The sequence below is a fragment of the uncultured Salinicola sp. genome, assembly GCF_937921195.1.
In the GTDB taxonomy this organism is placed as follows: domain Bacteria; phylum Pseudomonadota; class Gammaproteobacteria; order Pseudomonadales; family Halomonadaceae; genus Salinicola.
In genome coordinates this window covers 1-7,047 of record NZ_CALFQK010000158.1, presented here as the reverse complement: position 1 = coordinate 7,047, position 7,047 = coordinate 1, and the positions used below count along the sequence as shown (strand labels likewise).

Here is a 7,047-nt window from a genome sequence, read left to right as displayed (position 1 = left end):
TCCACCGCCGACTCGCCGAGATTGAGCATCATCACCACGAACACGAACAGCACCATGATCGCGCCGGCATAGACGATGATCTCCAGGGCCCCGGCGAACGGCGCCCCCAGCGCGAAGAACACCATCGCCACCGCGATCAGCGACACGATCAGATAGAGCAGCGCGTGGACCGGATGGGTGCCGGTCACCACGCGAAGGGTGGCGAGAATCGCGACCAGGCCACTCAAGTAAAACGCGATTTGCATATCTCTCTCCCAGCTTTGGGCAGCACAAGCCCCCTAACACGCCCCACCCGACTTGGAATCTGTTTACGATCTCGCGAGCTAGAGCCAAGGCTATGCCCGTTCCCTACGGGCCAACGCACTTCCCACATCCATGTGGATCGCGAGGCGAAAACACTTGAGGAAGCGGAGTTTACTTGGGGGTAAATGAGCATCTCGAAAGTGTTTTCAACAAAGTTTGGCCGACGCGCAGCAGATCGTAGGCAGGTTCTCATGGCATCAGCGACTTGACGTCGATGGGCTCGGCCTCGTTCTGCGCCTCGCCCTTGTCCTTGCCGGCAATCGACAGGCCGGCCACGCGATAGAAGTTGGTGTTGTGATCCTTGCCCGGGCCATCGATCAGCAGGTCCTGCTTCTCGTAGACGAGCTCCTGGCGTCGGAATTCGCTCATCTCGAAATCCGGGGTCAGCTGGATCGCCGAGGTCGGGCACGCCTCCTCGCACATGCCACAGAAGATGCAGCGCGAGAAATTGATGCGGAAGAACTCCGGATACCAGCGGCCATCCTCCTTCTCCCCCTTCTGCAACGAGATGCACGCCACCGGACAGGCCACGGCGCACAGGTTGCAGGCCACGCAGCGCTCCTCGCCGTCCGGATCGCGGGTCAGCACGATGCGGCCACGATAGCGCGGCGGCAGGTAGACCTGCTCTTCCGGGTACTGCAGCGTCTCGCGCTTGCGCCAGGCGTGCGAAAACACCATCCACAGCGTGCGCAGTTGCGTGCCGGTGCCGGACACGATCTTCCGGATCTGACTCAGCATGGTCGCTCTCCCTTACACGCCCGGGTCGATGAGCAGAATCATCGCCCCGGTGATCAATAGATTGACGAGTGTCAGCGGCAGACACACCTTCCAGCCGAAGCTCATCACCTTGTCGTAGCGCGGCCGCGGCAACGCCGCGCGCAGCAGCACGAACAGGATGACGAAGAACACCGTCTTGAGCAGGAACCAGACGATCGGCGGCAGCAGCGGCCCGTGCCAGCCGCCGAAGAACAGCGTCACCAGCAGCGCCGAGATCAGCACGATGCCGATGTACTCGCCGACGAAGAACATGCCCCATTTCATCCCGGAATATTCGATGTGGTAGCCGTCGGCCAGCTCCTGCTCGGCCTCGGGCTGATCGAACGGATGGCGGTGGGTCACCGCGATCCCGGCGATGACGAAGGTGCAGAAGCCGAAGAACTGCGGCACGATGAACCAGACGTTCTCCTGCGCATTGACGATGTCGCGCATGTTGAACGAGCCGGTCATGGCGACGATGCCCATCACCGCCAGGCCCATGAAGACCTCGTAGGAGAGCGTCTGGGCGGAGGCGCGCAGGGCGCCGAGCAGCGCGTACTTGTTGCTGCTGGCCCAACCGGCGAACAGCACCGCGTAGACGTTGATGCCGGCCATGGCGAAGAAGAACAGGATGCCGATGTTGAGATCCGCCACCCCCCAGCCGGGCGTGATCGGGATCACCATGAACGACAGCAGCAGCGAGGCCATGGCGATCGCCGGCGCCAGCACGAAGAAGGTCCGGTCGGCGAACGGCGGGATCCAGTCCTCCTTGAAGAAGATCTTGAGCATGTCCGCCGCGATCTGCAGAAGCCCGAACGGACCGACCCGGTTGGGGCCGTAGCGGTCCTGCCACAGCGCCAGCAGGCGCCGTTCGATCATGCTCAACAGCGCCCCGGAAACGACCACGACCAGCAGAATGACCACGGCCTGAACCATGGCGATCAACGTCGCCTCGACTTGCGGCGTCCACCAGTTCATGGGCGCGCCTCCCCGGCCGGCGCCTGGCCATCGTGCTCCGCTTTCGCGACCGCTCCCCAGCGCACGGCACCTGGCGTCAATCCTCCGGTGACTTCCTGGATCGAACCAGCGGGCAGGCCAACGACACCTGGCGGCAGACCGGCGCTGAGTCTCGCCGGCAGCCTGAAGCGAGTGCCATCGACAGCGATCGAGACCGCATCGCCGGCGCCGATACCCAGCCCCGCGGCGTCGGTCTGGTTGAGCGCGACCTGCGGCGGCGCCATGCGCTCGCGAATCGGTTCGGCCCGGCGCGACATGTCGTCGCCGCCGAACAGCTGGGGCAGGTCGAGCACTTGCCATTCGCCCTCGCGCGGCTTGAAGGCGGCTGGGATGTCGGTGCAGTAGTCGCCACCGGCGGCGGCGGCCGTGAACAGCCGCTTGCCCGGATCTCCGGCGCGCAGATGGCCACCGACCTCGTCCTGGAACTTGTTCCAGGCCTGCGGGGAGTTCCAGCCCGGCGCCCAGGCGAAGGCGACCTCCCGGCGCGGCTCCCGATAGCCGGAATAACCTTCCATCGAGAAGGCGAACGGCGTGTCGAGGTCCATCGGCGCCCGCGGCTCGTTGACGTCGAGATTGGCGCGCATGGCGGTACGGCCGCTGTAGCGGTGGGGCTCGCGGGCCAGTTTCAGGCCGTGGATGCGGAACATCGCCTCCGGCGTGTTCTGGTGCAGCGGGGCCAGGGCGGGGGCATCCTCGGCGACGGCCTGGGTCAGGTCGTCGAGCAGGATGGTCTCCACTGGCTGGCGCTCCAGCGTGGCGTGGAGCGCATGCAGCCAGCGCCAGCTCTCGCGAATCCGGGTGTCCGGGCGCATGTAGCTGGGGTCGAACACCTGATAGAAGCGCTGCGCGCGGCCTTCGAGGCTGACCAGGGTGCCGTCGCTCTCGGCGAACGTGCCCGCAGGCAAGCCGATGTCGGATCGCTCCCAGGTCGGCGTGCGCTGGTGATCGACCACGACGACCGCCGTGGCCCGCCCGAGCGCGCTATCCACGCGTGGCGCCGGCAGCCGGGTATAGAGATCGTTCTCGAGAATCACCACACCGTCGGCGTCCCCGGTTTCCAGTTGCGCCAGCGCCCAGTCGAGGGATTCCCCGCCCAGCAACCCGAGCCCGACGCTATTGGCCTCGCGACGGACGAGGGTCAGGCCGGCGTCCGAACGCTGGCGCCGGCCGAGCGCGCGGGCGATGTTGCCGGCCGCTTCCAGGATCGCCATCGACCCCAGTGACTCGCCGGCAATGACCAGCGGCTTTTTCGCCGCCAGCAGGGCATCGGCGATGCGCTCGACCAACTGTGACGTTGCCGCGTCGAGACCGTCGACGGCCGGCGCGGTGGAATCCAGGGCATGGGCCACGGCGAAACCGAGCCGGGCGATATCGTCGGGGGCGAGACGCTCGGCGTGGGCGGCGATTCCATCGAGCTTGGTGACATCGGGCGTGGCCAGGAAGAGCGGATGGCCAGCGTCCTGGGCGATGGTCTTCACCGCCTCGGCGTTCCATTCGGGGATGCCGCGCTCGGCGCCCAGCTCCACGCCCTTGCCGCGCACCGCCTGACGCACCGACAACGCGACACGGGCGGCGCTCTGGATGAGGTCTTCGCCGAGCACCAGGATCGCGTCGCACTGCTCGACCTCGCGCAGGCTCGGCGTGGTCAGGCCGGCGTCGCGGTTGAGCGCTTCCATCCGTCGGACCCGCGCCAGCTCTCCGGCCTCGATACCGGTGGAGAAGTTGGCCGCACCGACCAGCTGACGCAGGCGGTGGTTGCTCTCCAGGCTGGCCCGGGGCGAGCCGATGCCGATGAGCCGCCTGGCGCCACGCAGGCGATCCGCGGCCAGATCGAGCGCTTCGTCGACTTCCATCGTGCGCGCCTCACCACCGGCCTCCCGGCATTCGGGACGTGTCGGCCGATCCTTGCGGTTGACGTAGCCGTAGCCGAACCGGCCGCGGTCGCAGAGGAAGTAGCCGTTGACGTCGCCGTTGTAGCGATTCTCGATCCGGCGAATATCGCCGTAGCGCTCGCCGGGACTGATGTTGCAGCCGCTGGCGCACTGGTGGCAGACGCTCGGCGCGAACTGCAGGTCCCACTTGCGGGTGTAGTGATCGGAGTGGGTCTGGTCGGTGAACACGCCGGTCGGGCAGACCTCGGTCAGGTTGCCGGAGAACTCGCTCTCCAGGGTGCCGTCGGTGACGCGACCGAAGTAGACGTTGTCATGGGCGCCGAAGGCACCCAGGTCCTCGCCACCGGCATAATCCTGGTAGAACCGCGTACAGCGATAGCAGGTGATGCAGCGGTTCATCTCGTGGGCGATGAACGGTCCCAGGTTCTGGTTGCGATGGGTGCGCTTGCGGAAACGGTAACGGCGGCGGTCGTGACCGGTCATCACCGTCATGTCCTGCAGATGGCAGTGGCCGCCTTCCTCGCAGACCGGGCAGTCGTGGGGATGGTTGACCATCAGGAACTCGATCACCGTCTCGCGGAAGACCTTGGCCTCCTCGTCGGCGATGGAGATGTAGGCGTCGTCCTTGACCGGGGCCATGCACGACATCACCAGCATGCCGCGGTCATCGTCGGCGTCCTTGTACTGCTTCACCGCGCACTGGCGGCACGCACCGACGCTGCCCATCGCCGGATGCCAGCAGAAATAGGGAATATCCAGTCCCAGCGAGAGGCAGGCGTGGAGCAGGTTGTCGCTGTCTTCGACTTCGTAGTCGTTGCCGTCGACGTGAATAGTGGCCATGGCGTCGAACTCCTCCTACACGCTGCCGACCGGGATCGGGTCCGCGTGCGCCTCACCCTTGGGTCGGGTGATGCCGCGCTCGAACTCGTCACGGAAATAGTGGATCGCGGATGCCAGCGGCATCGCCGCCCCCGGCGCATGCGCGCAGAAGGTCTTGCCCGGCCCCAGGTCGCGGGCCATCTGCTCCAGCAGCTCGATATCGCCAGCCTCGCCCTCGCCAGCCTCCAGCGCCCGCAGCAGCTTGACGCTCCAGGGCAGGCCGTCGCGGCACGGCGTGCACCAGCCGCAGGACTCGCGGGCGAAGAACTCCTCGAGGTTGCGGGTCAGCGAGACCATGCTCTGGTTATCGGCGACCACGGTCAGCAGCCCCGTTCCCATGCGGCTGCCGGTCTTGCCGATGGTGTCGAAATCGAGCGCCAACTCGAGATGTTCGGGCAGCAGGAAGCCGGTACTGCCGCCGCCGGGCAGCCAGCTCTTGAGGGTCAGGCCGTCACGCATGCCGCCGGCGAGCTCGAGGATCCGATTGCCAGTGGTGCCCATCGGCAGTTCCCACAGCCCAGGATTGTTGACCTTGCCGGAGACACCGTAGAGCTTGGTGCCACCGTCGCTGCTGAGGTCGCCGGAGAGCGCCTGGAACCAGTCGGCACCGTGATTGACGATACCCGGCACGTTGCACAGCGTCTCGACGTTGTTGACCACCGTCGGCAGCCCCCAGGCGCCGGACTGGCCGGGAAACGGCGGTTTGGCGCGAGGATTGGCGCGCTTGCCCTCGAGGGAGTTGATCAACGCGGTCTCTTCGCCGCAGATATAGCGACCGGCACCGGTGTGCAGGGCGATATCGAAGTCCCAGCCGCTGCCGCGCACGTCCGCACCCAGCCAGCCATCGGCCCGGGCGTCGGCCAGGGCACGCTGGATCGCGGCGGCAGCCAGATGGTACTCGCCGCGCAGGAAGATGTAGCCCTGCTTGGCACGGTTGGCGATGCCGGCCAGGATCATGCCCTCGATCAGCAGGTGCGGCTGCTGCTCCATCAGCAGGCGATCCTTGAACGTGCCCGGCTCCATCTCGTCGGCGTTGCAGACGATGTAACCGCGGGGGACGCCCTCGCCCTTCATGGTCAGGCTCCACTTGAACCCGGCGGAGAACCCGGCGCCGCCACGGCCGCGAAGATTGGCGCTCTTCACTTCCTCGGTCAGCGACTCGTAGGTGTGCTGCTCGAGCGCCTTGGTGACCGCGGCGTAGCCTTGCGTGTCGAGATACTCCTCGAGTAGCACCGGCGACTGATCGTCGTGCAGGCGCCAGGTCAGCGGGTGGGTCTCGGCGCGGCGTTCGCCGGCGGATTGCAGAATGCGGCTCATGACTCGCCCTCCCGCATCAGGTTCTTGAACGTCATGCGTACGCCTCCAGCAGCCGGGGGATCTCGTCCGGGGTCACCGGGCCGTGCAGATCCTCGCCGATCAGAATCGTGGGCCCGCGATCGCAGGCGCCGAGACAGCACACCGGCAGCAGGGTGAAGCGCCCGTCTGCGGTGGTCTGCCCCACCTGGATGCCGAGATGCTCGATGAAGGCGTCGCGCAGTGCCTCGTAATCGGTCAAAAAGCAGGAACTGCTGTCGCAGATCAGGATGACGTGGCGGCCGACCGGCTGACGGAAGATCAGGCTGTAGAAGGTCGCCACGCCCTCGACGTCGGCCACGCGAATGCCCAGCGTTTCGGCGATCGCCGGAATCGCGCCATCCGGCACGTGACCGTGGCGCTTCTGCACGATCTTCAACGCCTCGATGCATGCCGCCTGCGGATAGGGATAGTGCGCCCGCTCCTCGAGGATCATTTCGCGGTCGGCGGGATCGAGGGCAAAACCGTCGCTGGCAATGGTCGTTCCAATAGTCGCGGTAGTAGTCATGATGGCTGCCTCATCGGTCCACATCGGCCATGACGAAGTCGATGCTGCCCAGGTGCGCGATCAGATCCGGCACGAACCCCCCGCGCATGACGGCGGGGATCTGCTGCAGATGCGGAAAGCTGGGCGTGCGAATGCGCGTCCGGTAGCTCATGGTGCTGCCGTCGCTGGTCAGGTAGTAGCTGTTGATACCCTTGGTCGCCTCGATCATCTGGAAGGCTTCGTTGGCCGGCATGACCGGGCCCCAGGAAACCTGCAGGAAGTGGGTGATCAGGGTTTCGATGTGTTGCAGCGTGCGTTCTTTCGGCGGCGGCGTGGTCAGCGGATGGTCGGCCTTGTAAG

Annotated in this window: 6 protein-coding genes and 1 pseudogene; all 7 read right to left on the bottom strand. The window is 66.1% G+C overall.

Annotated features, from left to right (window positions below; all coding sequences use genetic code 11):
* Positions 1-245: NADH-quinone oxidoreductase subunit J (locus Q0602_RS17710; RefSeq protein ID WP_298846022.1), on the bottom strand; the 245-nt coding region annotated here is incomplete at its 3' end.
* 247 nt (positions 246-492) lie between these two features.
* A complete protein-coding gene (nuoI, locus tag Q0602_RS17705; RefSeq protein WP_110707131.1) occupies positions 493-1,041 on the bottom strand; it encodes an NADH-quinone oxidoreductase subunit NuoI in 549 nt (182 codons plus the stop codon).
* Between the two features lie 12 nt (positions 1,042-1,053).
* Complete coding sequence (gene nuoH, locus Q0602_RS17700) at positions 1,054-2,037, bottom strand: NADH-quinone oxidoreductase subunit NuoH (protein ID WP_295039456.1); 984 nt, start codon at positions 2,035-2,037, stop codon at positions 1,054-1,056.
* Positions 2,034-4,808: an NADH-quinone oxidoreductase subunit NuoG gene (gene nuoG, locus Q0602_RS17695; RefSeq protein WP_298846017.1), complete on the bottom strand. Its 2,775-nt coding sequence runs from the start codon at positions 4,806-4,808 to the stop codon at positions 2,034-2,036. Before nuoG ends, nuoH begins: the two co-directional genes overlap by 4 nt.
* A gap of 15 nt (positions 4,809-4,823) precedes the next feature.
* On the bottom strand, positions 4,824-6,164 hold the full coding sequence (gene nuoF, locus Q0602_RS17690; RefSeq protein ID WP_298846012.1) for an NADH-quinone oxidoreductase subunit NuoF: 1,341 nt from the start codon (positions 6,162-6,164) through the stop codon (positions 4,824-4,826).
* Positions 6,165-6,195: 31 nt separating this feature from the next.
* Positions 6,196-6,708: an NADH-quinone oxidoreductase subunit NuoE gene (gene nuoE / locus Q0602_RS17685; RefSeq protein WP_298846009.1), complete on the bottom strand. Its 513-nt coding sequence runs from the start codon at positions 6,706-6,708 to the stop codon at positions 6,196-6,198.
* Between the two features lie 10 nt (positions 6,709-6,718).
* Positions 6,719-7,047 (bottom strand): annotated as a pseudogene (locus Q0602_RS17680) (NADH-quinone oxidoreductase subunit C/D); the annotation flags it as partial.